At 44.9% G+C, this 23,448-nt stretch carries 18 protein-coding genes; 16 read left to right on the top strand and 2 right to left on the bottom strand.

The genetic code is table 11. The features are described 5' to 3' along the window. The 3 genes from A3KS_RS0118110 to A3KS_RS0118100 all read left to right on the top strand — a co-directional run bounded on the left by A3KS_RS0118110 (position 1) and on the right by A3KS_RS0118100 (position 2,720). Entirely contained in the window at positions 1–555 is a 555-nt protein-coding gene (locus A3KS_RS0118110; RefSeq protein WP_026396094.1) for a PilN domain-containing protein, read from the top strand. A gap of 15 nt (positions 556–570) precedes the next feature. Further along, positions 571–1,257, top strand: coding sequence for a hypothetical protein (locus tag A3KS_RS0118105; RefSeq protein ID WP_026396093.1), 687 nt, complete (start codon positions 571–573; stop codon positions 1,255–1,257). A gap of 104 nt (positions 1,258–1,361) precedes the next feature. Then, complete coding sequence (locus tag A3KS_RS0118100; RefSeq protein ID WP_026396092.1) at positions 1,362–2,720, top strand: HdeD family acid-resistance protein; 1,359 nt, start codon at positions 1,362–1,364, stop codon at positions 2,718–2,720. A 186-nt stretch (positions 2,721–2,906) separates the two neighbouring features. Here A3KS_RS0118100 and A3KS_RS22945 read toward each other — a convergent pair whose 3' ends face one another. Then, positions 2,907–3,527 (bottom strand): MarR family transcriptional regulator, encoded by a 621-nt coding sequence (locus A3KS_RS22945; protein WP_051355988.1) that lies wholly within the window; start codon positions 3,525–3,527, stop codon positions 2,907–2,909. Positions 3,528–3,764: 237 nt separating this feature from the next. Between A3KS_RS22945 and A3KS_RS0118090 the strand changes: the two genes are divergently transcribed. The 10 genes from A3KS_RS0118090 to A3KS_RS0118045 all read left to right on the top strand — a co-directional run bounded on the left by A3KS_RS0118090 (position 3,765) and on the right by A3KS_RS0118045 (position 16,572). After that, positions 3,765–4,859: a BMP family ABC transporter substrate-binding protein gene (locus A3KS_RS0118090; protein WP_026396091.1), complete on the top strand. Its 1,095-nt coding sequence runs from the start codon at positions 3,765–3,767 to the stop codon at positions 4,857–4,859. 63 nt (positions 4,860–4,922) lie between these two features. After that, positions 4,923–6,461 carry an ABC transporter ATP-binding protein gene (locus A3KS_RS0118085; protein WP_026396090.1) on the top strand — a complete coding sequence of 513 codons (1,539 nt, stop codon included), beginning with the start codon at positions 4,923–4,925 and terminating at the stop codon, positions 6,459–6,461. After that, positions 6,446–7,510: an ABC transporter permease gene (locus A3KS_RS0118080; protein ID WP_026396089.1), complete on the top strand. Its 1,065-nt coding sequence runs from the start codon at positions 6,446–6,448 to the stop codon at positions 7,508–7,510. Before A3KS_RS0118085 ends, A3KS_RS0118080 begins: the two co-directional genes overlap by 16 nt. Then, positions 7,511–8,443 carry an ABC transporter permease gene (locus A3KS_RS0118075; RefSeq protein WP_026396088.1) on the top strand — a complete coding sequence of 311 codons (933 nt, stop codon included), beginning with the start codon at positions 7,511–7,513 and terminating at the stop codon, positions 8,441–8,443. 426 nt (positions 8,444–8,869) lie between these two features. Beyond that, the gene (gene aroB / locus A3KS_RS0118070) at positions 8,870–9,937 is read left to right on the top strand and encodes a 3-dehydroquinate synthase (protein ID WP_026396087.1); all 1,068 of its coding nucleotides are present in this window, start codon (positions 8,870–8,872) and stop codon (positions 9,935–9,937) included. 20 nt (positions 9,938–9,957) lie between these two features. Next, on the top strand, positions 9,958–11,259 hold the full coding sequence (gene aroA / locus A3KS_RS0118065; protein WP_026396086.1) for a 3-phosphoshikimate 1-carboxyvinyltransferase: 1,302 nt from the start codon (positions 9,958–9,960) through the stop codon (positions 11,257–11,259). After that, on the top strand, positions 11,237–12,316 hold the full coding sequence (gene aroC, locus A3KS_RS0118060) for a chorismate synthase (protein ID WP_026396085.1): 1,080 nt from the start codon (positions 11,237–11,239) through the stop codon (positions 12,314–12,316). Before aroA ends, aroC begins: the two co-directional genes overlap by 23 nt. An 11-nt stretch (positions 12,317–12,327) precedes the next feature. Next, complete coding sequence (locus A3KS_RS0118055; RefSeq protein WP_026396084.1) at positions 12,328–12,624, top strand: chorismate mutase; 297 nt, start codon at positions 12,328–12,330, stop codon at positions 12,622–12,624. A gap of 2 nt (positions 12,625–12,626) precedes the next feature. Next, positions 12,627–12,956 carry a hypothetical protein gene (locus A3KS_RS0118050; protein ID WP_026396083.1) on the top strand — a complete coding sequence of 110 codons (330 nt, stop codon included), beginning with the start codon at positions 12,627–12,629 and terminating at the stop codon, positions 12,954–12,956. 187 nt (positions 12,957–13,143) lie between these two features. Beyond that, positions 13,144–16,572: a pyruvate carboxylase gene (locus A3KS_RS0118045; RefSeq protein ID WP_026396082.1), complete on the top strand. Its 3,429-nt coding sequence runs from the start codon at positions 13,144–13,146 to the stop codon at positions 16,570–16,572. Between the two features lie 295 nt (positions 16,573–16,867). On the opposite strand, the gene A3KS_RS22940 is transcribed toward A3KS_RS0118045, so the two are convergent. Beyond that, positions 16,868–19,117 (bottom strand): Ig-like domain-containing protein, encoded by a 2,250-nt coding sequence (locus tag A3KS_RS22940; RefSeq protein ID WP_169727720.1) that lies wholly within the window; start codon positions 19,115–19,117, stop codon positions 16,868–16,870. Positions 19,118–19,739: 622 nt separating this feature from the next. Here A3KS_RS22940 and A3KS_RS0118035 point away from each other — a divergent pair. Genes A3KS_RS0118035 through A3KS_RS0118025 form a run of 3 tightly spaced genes read left to right on the top strand, consistent with a single transcriptional unit; the run spans position 19,740 to position 23,447 of the window. Continuing rightward, a complete protein-coding gene (locus A3KS_RS0118035; protein WP_026396081.1) occupies positions 19,740–20,042 on the top strand; it encodes an STAS domain-containing protein in 303 nt (100 codons plus the stop codon). Positions 20,043–20,052: 10 nt separating this feature from the next. Continuing rightward, positions 20,053–21,774, top strand: coding sequence for a GH3 auxin-responsive promoter family protein (locus tag A3KS_RS0118030; RefSeq protein WP_026396080.1), 1,722 nt, complete (start codon positions 20,053–20,055; stop codon positions 21,772–21,774). Next, on the top strand, positions 21,771–23,447 hold the full coding sequence (locus A3KS_RS0118025) for a GH3 auxin-responsive promoter family protein (protein ID WP_026396079.1): 1,677 nt from the start codon (positions 21,771–21,773) through the stop codon (positions 23,445–23,447). The genes A3KS_RS0118030 and A3KS_RS0118025 overlap by 4 nt, the downstream gene beginning before the upstream one ends. Position 23,448 lies beyond the last annotated feature (1 nt).

The raw sequence follows: 23,448 nt of genomic DNA, 5'->3' as shown, positions 1-23,448 counted from the left end.
ATGAACTTACTGCCGGTTGTTCCGGGAAAAAAGAAGCGAGAAAGTGAGCCCAAAAGTAATGGCAAAATGATTTTTCTTGGATTAGTTCTGGGAGTGCTGATGATTTATGGGGTTTTGGCTTATTTGGATCTGCGTTGCCGGAATGAAATCGAAGAGTTGGAAGCAATAATCGAAACCAAATCGGATTATCAGGTTATTTATGACAGTCTTTCGCATCAAAAAGCGGTGTTGGAACATCGTCAGCTTATCCTGGAATCCATCAGCAAAAGAAAAGAGCAGCCACTGCAAACGATGGTCGAAATTCACAAGGTCCTGCCTGCTGGGGTTCGACTTTCAAACTATAATTTTGAGGATGGGCGGTTGATTATTTCGGGAGAAACACAAAAGCAAGAAGAGATTATGGAATTCAAAGAAAAGCTCGCTGGCCTGGATATTTTTAAAGCGATTAATATGGTTAACACCAATAAAAAAGAGGGAACAGCGGCTGATTATAAACCAGTAATTGGGGAAGAAGTGTGGGAATTTACATTAGATATTCAAGTGACTGAGGTATAAGAGGAGAGCGGGAAAATGGAGCGATTTGATCAGAAAGCCTCCAAAACGATGGAGCATCACCGGAAAAATAAAAAAATAAGGATTGAGAAGGCAATTGTCGCTGGGGCTTTGATTGTCATTCTGATCGCCTTGTTGGTGATCCCCAAATATGAAACTTATCGCGAGAATAGATTGATACTGGTAGAAAAAGTACGCTATAATCTGGAATTGCCGGACGAAATGACTGAGGAAACCTATTTAAAGCAGCTTAATACAATTGGTGAGCAGTTGAATGATAACCAGCGAAATCTGCCGGAAAGTCTGGATACCGTCAGCTTGTATGAGGCGGTGGCAAAAATGGCTGAATCGGCAAAGGTCGGCCTGACTTCACTGGAGTTTGGTTCAGCCGATATCCAGATTGATGATCGGCTGGGAACGAGAATCGATGCAGGTTTTTTAGCAAATGAAGAGAAAGTAATTGCAGGGCCGGACGGTAAGTATTTAGCGACCTGTGAATTTGCGGTGGTCTGTTCTGGAAGTGATCAAACATTCATGGCTTTCCTCACTGAATTAAACCAATGTTCGCCGGCGATATGTGTCATCAGCTATGAAATCGAAAAAGGTCCGGTAGACGAAAAACAAATGCGCCTGAAACTGGAAAGTTACGGGATACAGGAAGATAGCCCGGCTAATGAGCAGAATGCAGCGGTTTACCAACAGTAAAAAACTGTTGGCACCGATAAGATCCGATCAGCCAAGAAACATCTTGTCGTCTGCGTCTGGTCAAGGAGAGCAGACTAAATACAGTCACTGGGAAGGGTGATAAAATGAATGAGAAAAATATAAAAAAATTTCTGGGGACACTTTCCGGAGTTGGCGTCGGGGGGATTGGTATTTATATGATCATCCATCCCAGAACCTCAGTGGAACAAATTGTGGTTTTGTTAATGGCGGCCCTGGTCGTTTTTGCCGGAATTAACCTTATTTCAGTGTTCTTCAAAGCTCACGGCGACAGCAAAAAGATGAAAATATTCGGAGCAGCGGTCAATTTGATTTTTGCGCTGTTGCTGTTTTATTTCAGATTAACCGTCGCCGAGCTGATTCCCTATATTTTTGCCGCCTATGTATTAATTAACAGCTTTGCCAAATTAATTTCGGCAGTGACTTATTGGCGGGATGGCGTTCCCAATTACGGGTTCTACTTTATTAGTGGTCTGCTGAGTTTTATTTTCGGTATCTATCTGTTTATTAACAGCTATTTTAAGACTGCCAGTTTCGCGATAGTCGCCGGAATCTACCTGGTCTGGTATGGGGTGACTTTAGTCTTTGACGCTTTTAATGATCAGGAAACACAGGAAAAAATGAGCAAGACAGCTAAACAATTTCAGCGCAAAATGCGGATAGCCTTGCCTTCATTACTGGGAGCCTTTGTTCCGATGACCTTACTAAAAAAATATGATAATAAAATTGCTTCTGAAGATGCTAATGCCTATGTTCTATCCCAGGAAATTATGATTCCCGAGAAAGCTGGAATTAATCCCATGAACGTGGAAATTCTGGTTCATTTGTCCAAAAAATTCATGGAAGCATTTGGGCATGTGGATCTGATCTTTGGCAATGAAGCCATTTCCTATGGAAATTTTGACGGTCACTCCTACCGCTTAGGCGGAGCTATGAGTGATGGCGTGCTTTTTATCTGTGACAAGGATCGGTATCTAAGAAAATCGGTTCTCAATGATGGGAAGGTGCTGATCTCCTTTAAGGTTGCCTTCACCGATGAAGAACTGGCAATCATCAAGGATAATTATAGCCGCTTTCAGGAAAATATGGTTGAATGGTTTTGCGATACCCAATTGGCTGAGCAGGGATTACTGAAAGCGGATGATTACACCGGGGTTGAAGATATTATCTATAAGGGTACTGGGGCCCGGTTTTATAAATTTAAAAAGGGTCCGTTAAAAACCTACTTTGCCCTTAATACCAATTGTGTCAAGGTTGCCGACTCGCTTTTTGAGAACACCGGTTTTGAAAAACCGGCCACGGGAAACATCGTCACCCCGGGGGCCTACTACCAATTTTTAATGGGCGCCCTGGAACGTCCGGGGACAAAAATTTATGAGAAAAAAATATACTCCCGCGAAACCTTCGGCAATCAGGAAGAAATTGCAACCCAGGAAGCATTATAAAACGGGACACATGGATCAAAAAAAGAGCCACCAGTTTTCGCAACAGATAAAGTAGTACCGACAATTGTTACATCATGTTGTACGCATCGGGGCGAACACGGCGAAGCCTGTCCGATCCCGCAGCGAACAACAGATTAACAATTGGTCGGTACGGTAGTTGTGCGACAACAAGTGGCTCGTGTTAATTCAGACGTTATCAATAATCTCAGTGAGACTGGATTGAATGCTTAAAAACATGCGGTGAAGGTCGTTGATCTCCTGATTCGAGAATCCGTCCAGTGACTTGTTAAAAGGTTCGAACAGATTGGTGTGGACATTTTCCAGCTGGTCAAAAATAGATTGCCCATCCGGTCTCAGGGTGAAAACCACTTCTCGCACATTGACCGGGGATTTTTCTTTTCCGATCAGTTCTTTTTCCAGCAGTTTGGAGGTGCACTTTGAAATGGCACTTTTCGAAATCCCCAATTTGTTGGCTAATTGGGTCAGATTAATACCTGAAAATTGTCCGATCATATCAAGGGCTTTCAGTTCAGAAGGATATAAAGAATAGGTCGCTTCATTAACGGTAAAGGACTGGGGCAAAACAAGAATATTCTGATAAAGCACAGCAGAATCGATCATCAGTTTCTTAAGTGCAGTATGATCAACCGCTGAATCAGGCGGAACCAATTTCGGCATGGTTGATTTTTCTTTCTTAGGAACCGACCCTACTTTTTTTTCTTCAGCAGCACTTTTCTTTTTGGTCTCTTTTTTCGAATCTTTGACTTCTTTGATATCCGGTTTCTTGCTTTTCTTCTCTTTTTTCAAAATGACACTCCTTTCAATACAAACTTCCATTTAACAGGGTGAAGAATCTGGTTCACCTCGGTTACATAATAATAATACCGAATATACCGGTTTATTGCAATAAAAACATCGTTTAGGTGGCTGATTTATTCAACTTTTTTTAGATTGCAATTTAGCTGTTTTTTAGTTAGAATATTAATGTGGGTAGGACTGTTTTTATTAACAGTGCTAAACCAGATTAGAAATAGGAGGAAGAGAATGAAAAAAAGATTGGGAGTATTGATGCTTGCACTGATTTTAGTGGTTGTAAGCGTTGCAGGATGTAGTTCGGGATCGACATCTAAAAAAGATGAGGTTACCAAGGTTGGGTTTATCTATGTCGGACCGGCAGATGATGGTGGCTGGTCACAGGCACACGACAATGGTCGGGCAAAAATGGTTGAAAATATGGGTGGCAAAGTCGAAACCATCGTTAAAGAAAACGTGCCTGAAGAAAAAAGCGCCGTTGTTTCGACGATCAGAGATATGGTTGACCAGGGATGTACCATCATTTATGGAACCAGTTATGGATTCATGGATGGAATGGTCGAAGCCGCTGAAGAATTCCCGGATGTAAAATTTGAACATTGTTCAGGTTATATGACATCTGATAATATGGGAACTTACTTTGGAAAAATTGAAGAACCCCGTTACCTTTCTGGTATTGTAGCTGGTTTAACAACCAAAACAAATAAAATAGCTTATGTAGCGGCAATGCCGATTCCAGAAGTTATCCGTGGAATCAACGCTTTTGCATTGGGTGTAAAATCAGTAAATCCGGCAGCAACTGTTAATGTTTCCTGGACCAACACCTGGTATGATCCAACCGTTGAAAAAGCAGCTGCCGAAGCGTTGATCCAACAAGGCTGTGATGTAACAGCTCAGCATCAGGATTCAACAGCAACCATGGAAGCCGCTAAAGAAGCGGGTAAATTATCCATTGGTTATGATTTAAGTGCGGCCACAACCATGCCAGAAGTATATATGACCGCACCGCTTTGGGATTTTGGCGGTTACTACACCGATTCGGTTCAGTCTGTTATTGACGGAACCTGGAAATCTCAGCAATACTGGGGTGGAATGAATGATGGAATTGTGTTACTGGATGACCTGACAGCATTAGCTCCAGGCTCTGCACAAGCACAAGTCGACACCGCCGAAGCCGCCATTAAATCTGGACAGCTGAATATTTTCTCAGGTGAACTAAAAGATCAGACTGGTGCAGTTATTGTATCGGCCGGAACTAAGATGACCGATGAAGCACTGTTAAGTATGGACTGGTTTGTTGATAATGTTGTTGGTAGTTTAAAATAGTACAAATAGTATAACGGACAGAGCCTTTGGGCTCTGTCCGCTATTTTTAGTAAAGGTGAAAACATGAACAATGATTATGTCGTTAAAATGGAAAACATCACAAAGGTTTTTGGTAAAGTCAAAGCCCTGGATCATGTGGAATTTTCATTAAAAAAGGGAGAAGTACATGCCATATTGGGAGAAAACGGAGCTGGTAAAAGTTCACTGATGAATGTCTTAAATGGCATTTATATGCCGGATGAAGGACAGATCGAAGTGAAGGGGCAGCTGGTCAACATCAGTTCCCCCAAGATTGCTCTGGATTTGGGTATTGGGATGTTGCCGCAGCACTACAAACTGGTTGATGTTTTTTCGGCCATGGAAAACGTTGCCGCCGGCAGTCGTAAAACAACCCCTTTTTTAAACAAGAAAAAGATTTTAGATGAGATGGGGAAATTGATTGCTCAATTGGGAATGGATATTAATCCCAATAAAAAGGTCTACGAAATGTCAGTTGCGGAGAAGCAGAGCCTGGAAATTTTCAAGGTTCTGTATCGTGGTGCGGATATATTAATCTTGGATGAACCCACCGCGGTATTGACGCCTCAGGAAATTAAGAACCTCTTTGAGATCGTCAAAAAAATGGTGGCAACCGGTTGTTCGGTGATAATTATTACCCATAAACTGGAAGAAGTCATGGAAATCAGCGACCGGATTACGATTATGCGAAAAGGAACCACCATTCAGACGGTGAACAAAGCAGAAACCACCCCCCAGGAACTGGCCGGGATGATGGTTGGTGATATGATGGAACTTAATGTTCCCTATGTTCCGGTGGAGCGGGGTGGAAAATGTCTGGAAGTTAAAGATATCACTGCCATCGACCGGAACAAGGTTCATATTTTGGATCATGTCAGCTTTGATCTTTATGCTGGGGAAATTCTTGGCGTCGCCGGAATTGCCGGCAGTGGCCAGAAAGAACTATGCGAAGGGATCGCCGGGCTCTACCATCTTAAATCAGGCGAAATTATTTTTGAAGGCGAAAACATCGTCGGCAAGAATCCTGAGAAAATCAGTCAAATGGGGATCAGCCTGAGCTTTGTTCCAGAGGACCGCCTGGGGATGGGTCTGGTTTCCTCCATGGATATTATCGATAATGTCTTATTGAAGGATTACCGTAACAAAAAAGGCATGGGCATTTCCCGGGAAGTATCCCGGGATAAGGCTGAAGCTTTGGTTGAGCGGCTGAATGTTTCCACGCCGGCGATTGAGAATCATGCTGTCAGTCTGCTTTCCGGCGGTAATATTCAAAAGGTCTTGCTGGGCCGGGAAATTGAACTGGAACCAAAACTGCTGGTGACCGCTTATGCGACCAGAGGCCTGGATGTGGGGTCATCACAGATAATCTACGAATTGCTCAATGAACAAAAAGTAAAAATGAAGCCGATCATGTATGTGGGTGAAGATCTGGATGTATTAATGAGTCTTTGTGACCGCATCATGGTCTTGTGTGAAGGTCGGGTAACGGGGATTGTGGATCCCAGAAAAACCACCAAAGAAGCCATTGGATTGATGATGTCCGGGGTAATGAATGAAGGAGAAGCAGGATGCTCCATATCGTAAAAAAAGATGTCCCCAAAACGCGGGAGAAAATAGTTGTTCGGCTTTCGGCCGTATTGGCGGCGTTAGCAGTGGCATCGATTATTGTGCTGGTGGCCGGGGCTAATCCGATTGAATTGTATATTGGGATTGTTCAGGGCTGTTTTGGTTCGTTATATCGCTTTGCTGCCACCATCGAAAAAATGGTACCCTTGCTGGTATTGTCTTTGGGGGTGATGGTCGCTTTTAAAATGCGTTTCTGGAATATCGGTGCCGAGGGACAGTTTCTGATGGGGGCAGTGGGAACCACTCTGGTGGTGCGGCTGCTGCCGGATTTGCCACTGCCGCTGATGTTATTACTGATGATTGTGGTTTCTTTTGCATTTGGGGCAGTCTGGCTGATGATCCCGGCATTTTTCAAGGCCCGTTTCGGAACAAACGAAACCTTGTTTACACTGATGCTCAACTACATCGCTTTGACGTTGGTAACGGCATTGCAATATGATTTTTGGAAGGACCCGGCTGCCAACGGCATGCCGAAAATTGCCAATCTCCCCGAAAACGCTTTGCTCCCCAGTGCCGGCGGTTTCAATTTAAGCATTCTGATGGCAGTTATTATTGTTCTGGCGATGTATTATTTTATGAATCGATCAAAAATCGGCTTTGAAATTGCGGTGTTGGGGGAAAGTGAAAATACGGCCCGATACATTGGGATCAATGTTACCAAAACGATTATTATTGCCGCGTTGGTCAGTGGCGGCTTATGCGGGATCGTGGGGATGATGCAGACGACCGGTGTCAGCGGTGCGTTGTCAACTGAAATTACCGGTGGGTTAGGTTTTACCGCCATCATCGTAGCTTGGCTGTCAGGGCTTAAGGTGCCGTTTGTGGTGGTCAATTCCTTTGCCTTTGCGGTACTATTGCAGGGGGCTTCTTATATTCAAACCGCGTTCCAGATTCCCGGCTCGGTAGCCGAAATGATCCAGGCGATTATTCTGTTCTTTATTTTGGGCAGTGAGTTTGTCTTGCAGTATCGATTTGTTTCTGATAAAACGAAAAGTGAGGTTGCATAAATGGAATTTATTTTTTTCTTGGCAGCGGCAGTTAAAGCCGGGACCTGCTTACTTTATGCGACTCTGGGCGAAATTATTTCCGAGAAAGTTGGTCACCTGAATCTGGGGGTCGAAGGGATGATGCAGATGGGGGCGGTAGTTGGTTTTATCGCCGGGTTTACCTTTGGTAATCCCTATGCGGCAGTATTCTGCGCCGCCATTGCCGGAGCCGCCGGAGCCCTGATTTATGGGTTTCTGACCATCAGTTTAAAAGCCAACCAGGTTGTTACCGGCCTAACGCTTAGTATCTTTGGAGTTGGTTTCGCCGCTTTCTTTGGTAAAAACTTTGTCGGCAAGAAAGTACCAGAGGCGATCACGACTTTTTTTGCACCAATTAAGCTGCCAGTATTGGGGGACATCCCCTACGTTGGTCAGATCTTTTTTAACCAGAGCATCTATGTCTATTTTTCCTATTTTCTGGTGATTGCCATTTATATTTACCTCTACAAAACCAAGTGGGGCTTAAATACCCGGATGGTCGGTGAAAATCCGGTCGCGGCGGATGCCAGCGGTATTCCGGTCGATAAGTATAAATATTTCAACATCGCCCTGTGCGGGGCTCTGTGTGGCCTTGGTGGCGCTTTTTTATCACTGGTATATATCAGTATTTATCCGGTCAATGTGGTCAGCGGCCGGGGCTGGATTGCAGTGGCATTGGTTATCTTTGCGATGTGGAATCCGGGCAAAGCTTTGCTGGGAGCTTACTTCTTTGGGGCCCTGGATATTGCCAGTTTCTGGCTCCAGCAATACACCCTGCCGGTTTCTATTTACCTGTTTACCGCCCTGCCTTACTTGGCAACGGTCTTTGTGTTGATCTTTACCTCGATGCGCAAGAGCAGCAACAAAAAAGAACCGGCCTGGCTGGGTAAAAACTATTTCAAGGAAGACCGATAAACACTAGACCGTCTTATTTAATGCGGTTCCAGACTATCAAAAAAGATAACCCAGTACCGACAATTGTTACATCATGTTGTACGCATCGGAGCGGACACGGCAGCGCCTGTCCGATTCTGCGCGCAGGCAACGAGCCAATCACAAGCTTGCTTGTAGTTGGCGACTGCCCGCGACCAATGCGAAAGGAGCAAAGCGAATTTCGGATGGCGCGGCGAACAACAGATTAACAATTGGTCGGTACGGTAGTTTATCGACAACTTCAGACCGTCTTATTTAAGGCGGTTCTTTTATAAATTAATCTGTCTTTGTTTGAAAGACAGGTGTAGACAATACTCAAACTATTTTAAGGGTGGGAAAGTGCTTTATGGTTTTAAATTGAAAAAACTATGATATAATAGACGTTAAGATTTTAAAGGAGCCGAGAAAATGAAGGAATTAATTTGCAAAACAGAGAATACACATCAGTACCCCATTATTATTGAAAAAGGTATTAAAGGGCGGTTGTCCCAAATGAAAGCGCTCTTTTCCCAGTATCATAAGGTGGTCATTATCACCGATAAAAATGTGGCCAAAGAATATTTAAGCGAGGTCGAACGTCAGGTCCGCCAGGCTGGTCCCAAGGTTTACAGCATTGTCATTCCGCCGGGGGAGGGGAGTAAGTGTTTGGCCCAAACGGCGGAGATTTATAACGAATTGATTAAGTGCAATATTACCCGCAGTGACGCCATTCTGACCCTGGGTGGCGGTGTGGTTGGCGATTTGGGCGGTTATTGTGCCGCGACCTATCTCCGCGGCATCGATCTGATCCAGGTGCCGACATCACTATTGGCTCAGGTTGACAGCAGTGTGGGCGGAAAAGTCGGAATTGATATGGATTATGGGAAGAATCTGGTCGGGGCTTTCCATCAGCCCAAGGCTGTCATCATTGATCCCTTATTCCTGGAAACCCTGGAAGATCATTATATGGTTGATGGCATGGCCGAGGTTATCAAATACGGCTGTATTAGTAGTGCACCGCTGTTTGTGAAGCTAATGGGTTATGCTTATTATGAGGATCTGGTCGAAGATATGGAAGATATCATTGCCAAATGCTGTCAGATCAAGCGGGATGTGGTTCAAACCGACGAACATGAGCAGGGCTTGCGGCGGATCTTGAATTTTGGTCACACCATCGGTCATGTGGTGGAAACGTATTTTAAATTTAAAAAATATTCGCATGGTGAAGCGGTGGCTATTGGCATGGCTCAGATCACCAAAAAAACCGTCGCCGAGGGGATCAGCCAGAAGGACACCTACACCAATATTATCGAGATCCTGGAGAATTACGGATTGCCCACGGAGTTGCCGAAAATGCCGTTGGACAAGGTTCAGGAAATACTGTTTACGGACAAGAAATTTGAGAATGACTCCCTTTACATCTGTGCCCTGGAAAAAATCGGCAAGGCTCAGATTGTTAAGATCCAGAAACCCCAGGCCATCGAACTGTTTAGATAATAGAAATTAAGAGGAAGAAAATGAGAACGATAGAGATTACACCTAAGATATTAACGGGCAGTTTGGAAATACCGCCTTCGAAGAGTGTGAGTCACCGGGCGATTATTTCGGCGGGGCTGGCTAAGGGCGAGAGCGTGATTTCAAATGTGCTGATGTCCCTGGATATGATTGCGACCTGTGATGCGATGACAGCATTGGGGGCCAGCATTGCTTATCAGGAAGAGCAAAACGGGCGTTTTACGCTCACTATTCAGGGCTGTGATCCGCTGGCGTTGGCGACAGAGACGATTCAGTGCAATGAGTCGGGATCAACCCTGCGGTTTATTGTCCCGATTGTGCTGCTCCAGCCGAAACGGGCGGTGATTACCGGAAAAGGGCGTCTGGTTACCCGCCCGATGAAGCCGTATTATGAAATATTTGCCGAAAAAGCAATTAAATATGAACATTTAGAAAAAAACCAGGATTTACCCCTGGTGATGGAAGGCTCTCTGACTCCTGGCGTCTATAAGATTGATGGCGGCGTCAGTTCCCAGTTTATTACCGGGCTGATGTTTGCCTTGCCACTGCTTGCCGGAGATTCGGTGATTGAACTGACTTCAAAGCTGGAGTCTAAACCCTATATTGACATCACCCTGGACGTTTTAAAGCATTTTGGGATTGAGATCGTCAATGACAATGATCAACGTTTTCTGATCACGGGCAATCAGGCCTACACTCCTGGCAACTATCGGGTCGAAGGCGATTTTTCCCAGGGAGCATTCTGGCTGGTCGCAGGTACCATCGGTGAAATGATGGACTGTCGAGATTTAAACAATGCGTCGCACCAAGGTGATAAGGTCATTGTTGACATATTAAAAGAAATGGGTGGCGAGATCAGTGTTCAAGCAGACAGACTGATTGTCAAGAAATCGCAAACTCAGGGAACCGTCATTGATGTATCCCAGTGCCCGGATCTGGTTCCGATTTTAGGAGTGGTTGGCAGTCTGAGTAAAGGTGTTACCACGATTGTCAATGGTGAGCGGCTGCGCTTTAAAGAATCCGACCGGTTGATGGCCACTGCCGATGTACTCAACAAACTGGGCGGTAATATTGAAGAAACCGCCGATGGACTGGTGATTCATGGGGTTGATGGCTTCACTGGAGGTCATGTCGAGAGCCATAATGATCATCGGATTGCGATGGCTGTGGCGATCGCATCGATTTGTGCCGACGGCAAGGTTATCCTGGACGGTGCTGAAGCCGTCAATAAATCTTACCCGCATTTTTGGGAAGATTTCACAGCAATGGGAGGTGAGTGGATTGGGCTCGACATGGGGAAATAAATTTAAAGTGTCGATTTTTGGTGAATCCCATGGCCATGGCATTGGCGCGGTCATTGATGGACTCCCATCAGGAATCGACATCGATCTGGAACGGGTTCAGCATGAACTGAACCGCCGGGCTGCCCGGGGAAATCCCCTGGCGACGCCCCGCAAAGAAGGGGATCAAATTGAAGTCCTCAGTGGCATTTTCAATGGCAAAACCACCGGCGCACCGCTAGCTGGGCTGATTCGCAATGAAAATACCCGTTCCGGCGATTATGCCAAAACCAAAGATCTGATGCGACCGGGCCATGCTGACTATGCCGCCAACGCCCGATATGGCGGCTTTCAGGACTACCGGGGCGGTGGCCACTTTTCCGGCCGGCTGACGGCACCGCTGGTTTTTGCCGGAGCCATCGCCAAAGAGATCCTGACCGCGATCAGACCAGAGCTGGGAATTGGCAGTCGGATTGTCTCGATTGGTGATGTCAAAGATGAACCGATTCGTGATTGGCGGGTTTATAAAACTTTGATCAAGGGCTTTGAAAATCCCGCCTTTCCTCTTTATCATGCCAATCTTGAAGATGCCATGAAACAGGCCATCATTGCGGCAGTGGCAGATGAAGACTCAATCGGCGGTTTGGTCGAAGGTTTTATCACCGGTCTGGAACCGGGAGTTGGCAATCCTTTTTTCGAATCCATTGAAAGCCGCTTATCCGCTTTGTTGTTTTCGATACCGGCAGTAAAAGGTGTGACCTTTGGGGCTGGTTTTGAAGTGGTCAGCCTGCGCGGTTCCCAAGCCAACGATGCCCTGAGAATGAATGACGGGCAGATTGAAACAGCTACTAATTATAATGGCGGTATCAACGGTGGTATTTCCAACGGGATGCCCATTGTTTTTCAGGTGGCCTTTAAACCGACGCCTTCCATTGGCAAAGAACAACAGACCATTAATCTGAGCGAAAGAAAAGATGCGACCCTGACGATACAGGGTCGTCATGATCCCTGTATCGTCGTCAGAGCCTTTCCTGTGGTCGAAGCCGCCATCGCCATCTGTATGGCAGATTTTTTACTTTAAGGAGGTCGCGATTGAAATCATTAGATGAAATCAGGAATAAAATAGATGAGATTGATGCTCAGATGCGGGTTCTATTTGAGCAGCGAATGGATTGTATCCAGGCTGTTGCTGAATATAAATTCAGTAATAACGGTAATATATTCGATCAAAACCGGGAAGAAAAAATGTTGCAGAAGAACCTGATCCAGCTGCAAAATAAGAACTATACCAAAGAGTATGAACGCTTTCTACAGGAGATTCTGGTCTCCAGTAAGGAGTATCAGAAAGACTGGATTGACAAAAAAGAAATGGGCGAAAGAGGCAAATAGATATGGATATCGGAATGCTTATTATTGTGCTGGTTATCGTGATTCCGGGCTATTTTATCGTCAGACGGCTCTCCGGGACCCTCTATTCCGACAATCAGAAAATGGAAGATGAGACCGAAAGACGGTATGGGTTTCAACGTCTGGAAAATGAACGGATCGAAAAAGCCAGAGAAAAAGAAATAGATGAAACTCGATTCAAGTCGGCCCCTCGTAAACGCGCCCCCAAAAAAATTGTCCGGGGGGCAAAAAAGACCGGTGTTGCTGTGGTCATGAAATATCGTAGCCGCATTACAACTGAAAAGTTAACTAAAGAAAACATTAAGCAGAAGTGACGAAAAATCGATTTAAGAGTAAAATCAAGCTGAATTGAATCCGAATCAGCGGCAGAAAAAAATAATTTAATATTCCTGAAAAAATAGCTTTAATAATTCCGTACAATTTTATATAATAGCTACAATTAATTTTTTGCAGATGAGAATTAGGATGCATAAAAATGCATACGAGAAAGTAGAAGGAAAGATGAAGAAGTTTAATAAAGTACTAATCGCAAATCGCGGAGAAATTGCCATCCGGATAATCCGGGCTTGTCAGGAGCTGGGGATTCATACCGTGGCAATTTATGCACAAGAAGATAAGCTGTCTCTTTTTAGAACCAAGGCCGACGAGTCTTATCTGATCACCGGCACCAGTGGTCCGGTGGAAGCCTATCTGGATATGGACAAGATCATTACTCTGGCCAAGAAAAAAGAGGTTGACGCCATTCATCCCGGTTATGGTTTTCTTGCCGAAAACCCACTTTTTGCAAAACGCTGTGAAGAAGAAGGGATTGTCTTTATCGGACCAACCCACGAAATGATGGAGAAAATGGGCGATAAGATCCAGTCGAAAATTGTTGCCAAGAGTGTCAATGTCCCCACCATTCCCGGAGTTGAAAAACCGATCACTTCGGATTCTGAAGCCCTGGAGTTTGCCCAAAAAGCCGGCTATCCGATTATTTTAAAAGCAGCCGCTGGCGGCGGTGGCCGGGGCATGCGAATTGTCCGGGAAGAAAAGGATCTTTTAAAAGAATTCCATTCAGCAACCAGTGAAGCAACGAAAGCCTTTGGCGATGGCACTATTTTTGTCGAAAAATATCTGGAAGAGCCCAAACATATTGAAGTACAGATTCTGGGAGACAACCATGGCAATGTCGTTCATCTCTTTGAGCGGGACTGCTCGATCCAGCGACGTCACCAGAAAATTGTCGAATTTACGCCATCTTTAAGCATTAATGACGAACAGCGCCAGGCGATCTGTAAAGATGCCATCAAACTGGCTAAAGAAGTCAATTACCGGAATGCCGGAACGATCGAGTTTTTGGTTGATAAAAAGGGCGATCACTATTTTATTGAAATGAACCCCCGAATTCAGGTGGAGCACACCGTCACCGAGCTGGTTACCGGCATCGATCTGGTTCAGTCCCAGATTTTGATTGCCCAGGGCTTACCGTTAGATTCGGTCGAAATCGGGATCCCCAGTCAAGAGTCGGTTGAAACCCGAGGATCGGCGATCCAGTGTCGAATCACCACCGAAGACCCCAAAAACCATTTTATGCCAGACACCGGACGGTTGGATGTTTATCGAACCGGTAGCGGCTTTGGGATTCGTCTTGATGGCGGCAATGGGTTTACCGGTGCCGAAATTACACCCTACTATGACAGCCTGTTGGTCAAAAGTACTTCTTTTTCCAGAAATTTTGAAGATGCTCGCCGTAAAGCGCTGCGTGCTCTGAAAGAAATGAAAATTGAAGGCGTCCAGACCAATAAGGATTTTCTTATCAATGTGCTTCAGCATCCTACCTTTATTGGCGGAAAATGTGACACCAAATTCATTGATGATCACCCCGAACTGTTCGAAATCGAAGATCAGAAAAGTGAAGCCTCCAACGTCCTCAAGTATTTTGGCAACATCATTGTTAATGAAACATTTGGAAACAAACCGGATTTTGATGAACCCTATATCCCTACTATTCCAGTGGATACCGAATTCCGGGGCAGCAAACAGATATTGGACGAACGGGGACCTGACGGTCTGGTAAAATGGATCAAAGATCAGGAGAAACTACTGCTGGTTGATACAACCTTCCGGGATGCCCATCAATCGATCTCAGCCACCCGGGTCAGAAGTCGCGATATGATTAAGATTGCCCGGGAAACAGCAGCGCTGGCACCGGATCTCTTTGCCCTTGAAATGTGGGGGGGAGCAACCTTTGATGTTTCCTACCGGTTCTTAAAAGAATCGCCCTGGCGACGACTGGATGAGCTGCGCAAACGGGTGCCCAATATTTTATTCCAGATGCTGCTACGGGGCGCCAATGCCGTCGGTTACAAAAACTATCCGGATAACGTGATTCGGGCCTTCGTTCAGGAAGCGGCCAAAAGCGGGATTGACATTTTCCGTATATTTGACTCTCTGAACTGGATGGAAGGGATGAAGATTTCTATTGATGAGGTATTAAAAACTGATAAGATTGCCGAAGTCAGCATCTGTTATACCGGCGATATTTTAGACACATCGCGAACTAAATATAATCTGGATTACTACCTGAGAATGGCCCGGGAAATCGAAAAAACCGGAGCTCATATTCTGGCGATCAAAGATATGTCTGGTTTATTAAAACCGGGAGCCGCCTATAAGCTGATTGAAGCCTTAAAACAGGAAGTCAGTATGCCAATCCATCTGCATACCCATGATACCACCGGTAATGGGGTTGCAACCGTGCTCTTCGGTCAAATGGCTGGGGCTGATATTGCCGATGCAGCATTGAACGGCATCAGCGGATTAACCTCGCAACCGGCCCTTAATTCGATTGTAGCCGCGCTTAAGAATACCCCCCGGGACACTGGTTTAAATGAAGATGAATTACAGATTCTATCGGATTATTGGGGTACCACCCGTCAGGTTTATAGTAAATTTGAATCAGAAATGAAATCCGGATCGACTGAGATTTACAAGCTGGAAATACCAGGCGGACAATATTCAAATCTGCGAGCCCAGGTGGAAAGCTTTGGTTTAGGACATAAATTTAGAGAAGTCAAAGAGAAATACATGGAAGCCAACCTGATGCTGGGTGATATTGTTAAAGTAACGCCGTCATCAAAAACAGTTGGCGATCTGGCCATCTTTATGGTTCAAAATGATTTGACTGTGGATAATATAAAAACTAAAGGAAAAGAATTATCTTATCCGGACTCGGTGGTCGATTTCTACAAGGGAATGATTGGCCAACCGGAAGGCGGATTTGATCCTGAACTTCAAAAAATTGTCTTAAAGGGGATCGAACCGATCACCGTTCGTCCGGGGATATTGTTGCCGGATGAAGATTTTGATAAAATTAAAAAAGATTTTAAAGAAGAATTCGGTTGTGAACTGAGTGATCGGGAAGCCTTAAGTGTTGCCCTATATCCTAAGGTTATGAAAGAGTATGTTGAATTTATTCAGGAATACGGCGATTTCATGCGGATGGAAAGCCATGCCTTCTTCTATGGTCTCAAGGTTGGAGAAGTTATTGACGTGGAAGTCTCCAAGGGAAAACGCTTTATCATCAAATTGGTCAGCATCGGATTGCCCAACGATGAGGGCATGTGTCCACTGATGTTCGAAGTTGATGGTTTCCGTCGGGAGATCCATGTTGAAGATAAACGCAGTCTCTCAGCTAAGCAGAAGGTTACGATGTTGAAGGCTGACCCCAAAAATCCCAAGCAGATCGGATCAGGTATTCCCGGAACCGTTCTGAAAGTACTGGTTAATGAAGGGGAAGAAGTGAAAAAAAATCAGGCCCTGGTTATTGTTGAAGCCATGAAAATGGAAACCGAAATGGTTGCCAGTGAAGATGGCAAGGTCAAACGGATTTACGTATCTGACGGACAAAGTGTCCAATCCGGCGAGCTGATCGTCGAAATGGAATAAGCTTTAGCAGCTTTTAGATTAGCTCTCAACTGCCGTACCGACCAATTGTTAATCTGTTGTTCGCCGCACCATGCGAAATCCGCTTTGCTCCTTTCGCATTGGTCGCGGGCAGTCGCCAACTACAAGCAAGCTTATGATTGGCTCGTTGCCTGCGCGCAGAATCGGACAGGCACTGCCGTGTCCGCTCTGATGCGTACATCATGATGTAACAATTGTCGGTACTACTTGATCCAAAATTAAAAGAAGTGATCATCTAATAAAGGTGACCACTTCTTTTTTTATTTTTCTTAATTGGTTAGACGACGGTGAGCGAAACCGGGACACTGACGGCGGTTACCGGCAGGCAGCCCGCTTTGGTATTGGTGATTTCGACATAGTAGTAGGTGGTACCAGCGGGACCAGAAACATCGGCTTCAAAGGTTTTATCGGTGGCGCCGTCAATTGGCTTGCCATCGGCATTAACAGCATCGGTGCTTTCGAACCACTGGTAGGAGAGTTCACCGCCGTCACTGATACTGGCATCCACTGTGAAAGAAGCTGTGGTAGCATCCGCTTTAGGGGTACCAAGAGCAGCTTGGGCAGTCCGGGTGGCCTGAGCCAAACTGGTAGCCAGAGCCACCCCGGTCAGTTGTGAAATGCTGGTCGGTTGTGCATTGATGGTTGGCATTTCCGACAAATCGGTTGAAGTGATGGGATCAGCCGGGCTGACTTCATCAGTAGGGGCAACGGGATTGGATGATTCCGGTAAAACAACCGGTTCAGCGCTGGTTACAACAGTACCGGCTAACACGGTTACGGGCTCAGCATTTTCCGAAGAGATCAAGCAGCTATAATAGACGGTACCCGGGGTTGTTGAGACTGGTGGGTCATAAATTGGGCCGGTTACCTCCGGTAGGGGAGTTTCCACATCACCAGTCCGGAAAGACCATTGATAGGTTAAGGTTTTATCCTCAGTTACATTGGCCTCTACAAAGACGGGAGCCGGATCTTCATTTAAATAAAGACGCTGGGATGACAGCTCGGAACTGGCGGTTATCACCGGTTGGGCCAAAACGGTGAGAGCAATGGTGGCCTGGATATTATTCAGGTTGACATAGCCAGCCGGCATCACCAGGGTTCCAGTATAGGTTGTTTCACCGACCTTTTTGGTATCGACCGTATTGGGGGTCCAATTAACGGAACAGGGGAAGATTTCACTGCCATGACCTTGAACAATCACCACAACTGGCAAGGCGTAGCTGCTGTCGTAAGCAATCGTTTCGGAAATGCCGTTATTAACGGCGTTGATGGTATTGATCATGGTGACCGCACCAATATTTGTTTTAACCGTAATTTTGCTGGTATCCGTTTTATTGCCGTCCTGAGTCCGGGCGGTGATTGTTGTCTCGCCATTGGCAACTGGTGTGACTACCCCATTGGTAACCGTGGCAACATTGTTATTGGAAGATTCCCAGATGATCGTTTGATTGGTGGCATTGGCCGGGAAAATAACGGTGTTTAGTTTTAAGGTATTGCCCATAATCACATCCGCTTCAACCGGTGTTACCTGAATCGCCTCTACCGAAATATTAATCGGTGGGCTAGGTGGGGTTGGCGGTGATGGTGGTGATGGCGGATTAACAGGATCCACTGGGCTAAGTGGTGGCACATCATATTTTGAATTAATAATTGAACCGGAACTGCTGGATTCTGAATACCAGGAGCTGCTGCTCCCAGCATTGATTTCAGTTGGTCGGCTGGTATTGGTCGAGACCATCAAACCGCCATTGGGATCACTGACAACTGGTTTGGTGGTAATATAAATCACATCCGGAGTAATGGTACCGGTAATGTTCAAGACATCGTTGGTGGTAGCGCTGGTGACACTGCCTTCACCGGTAATTTCGACCCGGGTTTCAGTAGCCAGAGATGCGATGACGGCATTGTTGGCGAGGATGATGCTGGTTCCTTCGCCAGTCGCAGTTAACAAGACGGATCCAACATTGGCGTTAAGAGTGAGAGCTATTTTAGATTCAGCCACAATTTTTTCAACCACTGCATTGGTCACAAGGGTTGAGCCACCGGCATTGGTACCAAAGCCAATCAGTTTGGCCGGGGTGTTCAGGACGATGTCGCTGACTCCACGGGATTGGATGTTTTCAATGGTGCCATTTTCCTGGGTCGTGATGGCCGTTCGGCTGGCCGCTTTGTCGACATTCAGGGTTTTAACCTTACTTTGATTGTCAACCACGATGTTGGCCGCGACTCTGGTGGTGAGGGTTTCAACCGTTGCTTCGCCAAGCAAAACAATTTTCACTCCTTGCTTCTCAAGGGTAATATTCTGGTAGGAACCGCCATCAAGATAAATGGTGCCACCTCCTTTTACCAGTAATTCTCCTTGAACAGCGGAGTTGGTTAACCGGATATCGCCGTCGACAACCGCGTCAACAACGGTCAGGTTACCGGTAAAGGTAGCATTTTCAATGTTGACACCGGAAACCCGGATCTCCCCGCTTTGATAGGTTGCTGTTTCGGTGTAGGTACCCGCCACGGTATAATTTTTCATTTGACTGCCTTCTTGACTGCAGCCGCGAACAAACAAAATGGCGGTAAGGAGGATAAGTAGGATAATAATAATGGAAATAATAGAGTTCTTTTTCATGACATTCCTTCCCTTTTTGTATATTTTATTTTTTTTATCGTGATTATAGGTACTCAGATTTGTTCTAAGTGTAGTAATTCTAACATAAATTATTCTTAATGTAAATAGATTGTAACGAAGATGTAAAAAGAAAATTTGATTTGTAAATAAAAAGAAAAGTAAGTATCGAAAATATTTACGTGGCTCAAGAAGGCGGACAAGCTCATCATAAGTCTTCCTATTAAGACAGTCGACAAACAGTTTTTGATCATGCAGCAACTTTGTATTTAAATACAAGTTTACATTTTGAACGCTTTTATAATTGCGCATGGCAAATTATTGTGGTATGATCAATTAAAATTCAAAGCAAGAAATCTTTTATCTATTAAAAATAACAAAAAAAGTAGCTGGGCATGGTATGACGATGACATGGTTGACTTATTTTTGTTTTCGCTGCTGAAATTCAGCACGCTCGCGGATTTCATGCAGATCTGAATGAAAATTAACGATTACGTTTTTTAATCCGAAAGAAAGAAAGGGTACTAAAATGAAAATTGATGTAAAACAAGACGGCGAAATATTTGTGGTTGAACTGGAAGGTCGGATGGACACCAACACCTCTCCCGAATTTCAAAAAGAAATGGAAGCATATTACAGCAAAGAAGGATTTAACATGATCCTGGATTTTGATAGACTGGATTTTGTCAGCAGTGCCGGATTAAGAGTTTTACTCCTGATTCAAAAGAAATCCAAAGCACTCAATGGCAGTCTGGTGATTAAAAATGTCAAACCAGAGATCCAGGAAGTGTTTGATATGACAGGGTTTTCAGATATTTTAACCATCGAATAAGGGTGATAAAATGGAAAAAGATAGAATCCCGGAGGAGCTTTCCAGTGCCATCTTTGCGGGCAACGATGGCAAGAGTATTCCTGAATTATTAAAGGACATGCCCAATGAAAAATTAATCAAAAGCTTTTACATAACAGAAAATACTCCTGAGGTCACACAACTGCGTGTGCTTCAGGATATTTTAAAATCTGCTCAAAATACTGAGTTTGGTAAGAAATTTGGTTTTGCTGAGATAGATACTGTCGATGCGTTTAGAAAAAAGGTGCCTTTTTCAGACTATTCCCAGGTGGAGGCAGAAATTGACCGATTAAAAGGCGGGACTGCGGATATCTTTTTTGACGGACCGGCCGCCAGTTTTATTGCCACCAGCGGCTCCACCGGGGTTCCCAAGCTGCTGCCGGAAAGTAGAAACGGCGAACTGGTCAAGGGTCTGGTTTCTCAGATTCGGGCGATCCTGTTGTTAATGCTGGCGCCGGAAGTTATGGTTCCGGGAAAAAAAGTGCTGGCGATTGCCAATCCTTCAGAATATGGAAAGACAGAAGGAGGCATCCCGATTGGCTCAGCTTCTGGTCAGGCGGCTAAAGATATGCCGGTCGAGATGCTGAAAAAAATGGTGCTGCCACCAGAAATGATGATGGCTAAAGACCTGAGTAACGAAGCAACCGATTATTTAACGATTCGTTACGCATTGGAAGAAAAAAATCTGGTTGGGGTGGTCTGCAGTAATATTGCCCACTTTAATATCTTGCTGAAAAAAATGAATGCCTCTGCGGCCGATTTGCTGGAAGATATCAGCACCGGTGAGATATCTAAAAAGATCAGTTTAAATGAAGTGCTACGGGAAAAACTGGTGTCAAAATTACAGCCAAACCCGGATCGGGCAGCAGAATTAAAAATAATTCTGGCGAAAAATAAAAGCCTCGATGTGGCGGAGATCTGGCCGGAGTTTTCGGTTGTGTCCTGTTGGATGTCTGCCAGTGCGGCAAAAATTGTCGCTGATATTAAAAAAAATCTACCTCAGACGGTGAAGTTTTTAGAATGGGGCTACGGTGCCAGTGAAGGAAAGTTCAATATACCAGATAAAGCCCAGGATCCAGCCGGATTGCTCGCTCTTTTTGGTTATTTTTTTGAATTTTTGCCAGTGGGAGCTAAAAACAATGAAACGGTTCTGGCCCATGAATTAATAAAAGGAGGCTATTACGAGCTGATTATCACCTCCTATTCCGGACTGTATCGCTATAATATGAAGGATATTGTCTATGTCTCAGATATCAATAATCAGGTTCCCAGAGTCGTTTTTGTGTGTAAAGAATCTGAACGCCTTGACATCGAGAATTTGAAGTTGATGATCTATGAGATTGAAGGATCCATTCAAAGGGTGTCCGCCCAACAAAACCAGGAAATTCGCTTTTTCCAGATTTTATTGGATGCCAATCAGCGAAAACTGGTATTTATACTGGAACCTTGTTCAGCAACACTTGATAGTGAGTTGTTCAAAACGGCACTGGACAAAAATCTGATGGTTGATAATCGGAATTATCAAAAATTACGCAATGATAATATATTGGCAGCACCGGAGGTGCTGGTGATGAAGGACGGCTACCGGGACTCACTGTTCACCCGAGCCATTATGCCGGGGAAAAATGTTAACCAGACGAAGCTCCCGACCATTGTAAAAGAATACCCGGACAAAAGCAATATTATTCATTGGGCAAAGGAAGGCGAAAAATGATAAAATTAATCCCCCAGATGGTCTATTCCCTTAATATTAAGAAGGGTTACAAAAAAATAGAAAATTTTGATTATTTAACAGAAAATGCCCCAGAAATCAATAAACAGCTGATGCTGGACATGCTGAAAAAAAATGCCGATACTGAATATGGAAAGCGTTACCATTTTGATCAGATTACCACCATTGAAGATTATAAAAAAATGGTTCCCTTTTCGATTTATGATGACTATGCCCCCTATATCGAACGGATGATAGCTGGTGAAACAGATCTGCTGACCAAGGATCCCATTGTTCATTATGCGCTAACCTCGGGAAGTGTGGATAATCCCAAGAAGATCCCGGTTTCGGAGCAAACCGTTAAACTTTATCGGGAGTATGCCACCCAGTTCAGTTTTGCCATCATTGCTCGGGCACTGGGGAAAAAGTGGAAACGGGGTCGCGGCCTAAATCTGATGGAAGTCAAATTTGAAACGCTGCCCAATGGTTTGTTTGCCGGGTCTATTTCCGGGCGGGGTGTTTATAGTATCAAAAACCTTTTGTTTCTGATGTTCACCTCGCCCAAGGAAATTGTTTTTCCGACCGAAATAATGGATACCAAGTATGCACACCTTCGCTTTGCGCTGATGGATCGAAATCTGTCCTATATTGTGTCAGCCTTTATGACCGGTATTTCTGACTTGATGAAATACATGGAAACAAACTGGGAATTGCTTGTGAATGATATCGAAAAAGGCACCATCGATCCGGATATAAAAATACCCGATAACGTTAAAGCCCAATTGCTGACCCAGATTAAGCCGAACCCCAAACGGGCGGCAGAGTTAAGAAAAGAATTTGAAAAAGGTTTTGAGACGCCGATCATTCCCCGAATCTGGCCCGAGCTGGCTTTTGTTCATGCCATCGGCAGTGGGGGGTTTTCAGTTTATACTGATAAAATGCGTCATTATCTGGGGGACATTCCCATTTACTTCAGTATTTATGCAGCATCTGAGTCAATCATGGCGATCTGCAATGAAATGGAAACCCAGGAATTCGTGCTGATTCCGGACTCGGCCTTTTATGAGTTTATTCCGGCTGATCAGGAAGACTCGGAAGAAACCCTGACCATGGAACAGCTGGAAACCGGCAAGGATTATGAAATTGTGTTAACCAACACCTCGGGCTTTTACCGCTATCGGATCAAAGATGTGGTGCGGGTGGTCGGTTGGTATAAAAACTGTCCCAAGATCAAATTTGTCTACCGGCTCAATCAGATGGTTAGCATCGCTGGTGAAAAGACCACCGAAGAATGCATTTCCTGGGCGGTTAAGGAATTTGCCAAAGCCACCGACTGCGAGCTGGTGGATTATTCGGTCTATGCCGATGTGGCTGTATCGCCGGGTCGTTATGTGATCTTTATTGAATTAGAAAAACCGTTGCCCAAAGAACGGTATGATGCGTATCGCCTAATTATGGAAGAAAAGTTGGGCAAGGCTAATCCATCGATTGGCTCCAAGGTAAAAAGTGGCGTTTTGAGTCCCTCGGAGATTTCCTTTGTTCAGGAAGAAACCTATGCCCTCTATCGTGATCTGATGATCATGCGGGGGATTTCCGCGAATCAGCTAAAACCGGTCCGGGTGATTGACACGCTGGTCAAAGAGAACTTTTTCTTTGCCTTAGTGGATAAGGAGTAGC

This window comes from Acetobacterium malicum subsp. dehalogenans DSM 11527, assembly GCF_000472665.1.
GTDB classification, from domain to species: Bacteria; Bacillota; Clostridia; order Eubacteriales; family Eubacteriaceae; genus Acetobacterium; species Acetobacterium malicum.
This window is presented reverse-complemented; position numbering and strand designations above follow the sequence as displayed.

Bases quoted from the DNA above. Each gene is read 5' to 3' on its own strand.
- A3KS_RS0118110 (WP_026396094.1), top strand. From the start codon at position 1: ATGAACTTACTGCCGGTTGTTCCGGGAAAAAAGAAGCGAGAAAGTGAG.
- A3KS_RS0118105 (WP_026396093.1), top strand. From the start codon at position 571: ATGGAGCGATTTGATCAGAAAGCCTCCAAAACGATGGAGCATCACCGG.
- A3KS_RS0118100 (WP_026396092.1), top strand. From the start codon at position 1,362: ATGAATGAGAAAAATATAAAAAAATTTCTGGGGACACTTTCCGGAGTT.
- A3KS_RS0118090 (WP_026396091.1), top strand. From the start codon at position 3,765: ATGAAAAAAAGATTGGGAGTATTGATGCTTGCACTGATTTTAGTGGTT.
- A3KS_RS0118085 (WP_026396090.1), top strand. From the start codon at position 4,923: ATGAACAATGATTATGTCGTTAAAATGGAAAACATCACAAAGGTTTTT.
- A3KS_RS0118080 (WP_026396089.1), top strand. From the start codon at position 6,446: ATGCTCCATATCGTAAAAAAAGATGTCCCCAAAACGCGGGAGAAAATA.
- A3KS_RS0118075 (WP_026396088.1), top strand. From the start codon at position 7,511: ATGGAATTTATTTTTTTCTTGGCAGCGGCAGTTAAAGCCGGGACCTGC.
- aroB (WP_026396087.1), top strand. From the start codon at position 8,870: ATGAAGGAATTAATTTGCAAAACAGAGAATACACATCAGTACCCCATT.
- aroA (WP_026396086.1), top strand. From the start codon at position 9,958: ATGAGAACGATAGAGATTACACCTAAGATATTAACGGGCAGTTTGGAA.
- A3KS_RS0118050 (WP_026396083.1), top strand. From the start codon at position 12,627: ATGGATATCGGAATGCTTATTATTGTGCTGGTTATCGTGATTCCGGGC.
- A3KS_RS0118045 (WP_026396082.1), top strand. From the start codon at position 13,144: ATGAAGAAGTTTAATAAAGTACTAATCGCAAATCGCGGAGAAATTGCC.
- A3KS_RS22940 (WP_169727720.1), bottom strand. From the start codon at position 19,117: ATGAAAAATTATACCGTGGCGGGTACCTACACCGAAACAGCAACCTAT.
- A3KS_RS0118035 (WP_026396081.1), top strand. From the start codon at position 19,740: ATGAAAATTGATGTAAAACAAGACGGCGAAATATTTGTGGTTGAACTG.
- A3KS_RS0118030 (WP_026396080.1), top strand. From the start codon at position 20,053: ATGGAAAAAGATAGAATCCCGGAGGAGCTTTCCAGTGCCATCTTTGCG.
- A3KS_RS0118025 (WP_026396079.1), top strand. From the start codon at position 21,771: ATGATAAAATTAATCCCCCAGATGGTCTATTCCCTTAATATTAAGAAG.